We start from the raw sequence: 1,324 nt of genomic DNA on the forward strand, positions 1-1,324 counted from the left end.
GCCGCCGCCCCCGCCCGCTCCGCCGCCGGTGGTGGCGACCGGCCGTTCCTCGGTGGTGGGTTCGTGGAACGCCACCGATGCGGCGGGCAGCTGCAAGGTGTCGCTGTCGAGCACGCCCTCCCTCGACCTCTACAAGGCCTCGACGGCGGGCTGCGCCAACAAGGACCTCGCCAAGGTCTCGGCCTGGGATTTCCGCGACGGCGAGGTCTATCTCTACCAGCCGGGCGGCACCGTCGCCGCGCGCCTGCGCCAGGCCGGCGGCAGCCTCGACGGCGCCCTCTCGAAATCCGGCGCGCAGCTCTCGCTCGCCCGGTGAGGGCTTCGCCTACGGGTTGACCCGCACGCCGAGCAGCACCGTATGCGCCTCGTAGCTCGAGAGCGGAACGGTGCTGGTCAGCGTCGAGTAGATGTAGCTGCCGCGCAGCGCCAGCCAGCGGTTGAAGCGGTAATCGAACCGGGCGGTGGCGGAATAGCCCCGCTCGCGGATGTTCACGCCGTCATAGGTGTTGGACAGGTAGGCGCCGCCCAGGGTGATCGAGAGGTTGCGGAACAGGTCGTGCTGCACCTCGAGGGTCGCGGCATCGGTGAAGGCGCCGCTGGAGCCGGGGACCGAGGTTTCGATCACCCCGGTCTGCTGATTGAAGCGCACCGTGGTGAGCGGCGAGACCGACCAGACCAGGGCGGCGTTGACGAGCGGCGCGTCGATGTCCTGCAGCGAGCGGTCGACATAGGAGCGGTGCTGCAGCCCGCCCGACACCTCGGCCGTGAGGGCGCTGTTGAGCTGCACCCGCGCGCCCGCGGTGAAGGCGATGCCGTCGGAATCGCGGCGCAGGCCGAACTGATCCACGGGTGAATCGTAGATCCGGGTGTCGAGGAAGGTCTCGACGAAGGGCGTGATCGCGGGCGAGATCTCGTAGCCGGCGCGCAGGCGCAGGCCGTACTGGTTGGCGTTGCGGTCGCTCTGGCGGATCAGCGTGCCGTCGCTCAGCTGCGCATCCTCGAAGACCGAGCGGTCGATCGAGCCGCGCAGGGAGAGCTGCAGGCGGTTGAAGGTTTCCTGCACCCCGGCGGTGGCACCGTAGGTGGCGAAGAGCGGCCGGGTCGTGGCCGCAGCGCCGAGATCGGGGCTGCCGAGGCGCTGGCTGTCGAGCAGGAAGCGTGTCTCCAGTTCCAGGCGGGTGTCGCGGTCGACGTCGATGCGCAGTCGCGAGGTGCCCACCGCGTTCGGCCGGCTGGCCTCCTGGTTCTGCGGATAGTCGAGGTAGCTGCCGCGCATCTCGGCGGTGAACTCGCTCGCCGACCACTCGCTGCGCAGGGCCAGCTC

Annotated in this window: 2 protein-coding genes; one reads left to right on the forward strand and one right to left on the reverse strand. The window is 70.2% G+C overall.

The window, feature by feature from the left end:
• Positions 1 to 316: AprI/Inh family metalloprotease inhibitor (locus tag MZTS_RS24900; protein ID WP_192286003.1), on the forward strand; the 316-nt coding region annotated here is incomplete at its 5' end.
• 9 nt (positions 317 to 325) lie between these two features.
• Here the strand turns inward: MZTS_RS24900 and MZTS_RS24905 are convergent.
• Positions 326 to 1,324, reverse strand: a 999-nt coding sequence (locus MZTS_RS24905; protein WP_192286005.1) for an outer membrane beta-barrel protein, incomplete at its 5' end; no start/stop codon positions are given.

Origin of the sequence: Methylorubrum zatmanii (genome assembly GCF_014845115.1) — a bacterium.
GTDB lineage: Bacteria > Pseudomonadota > Alphaproteobacteria > Rhizobiales > Beijerinckiaceae > Methylobacterium > Methylobacterium zatmanii.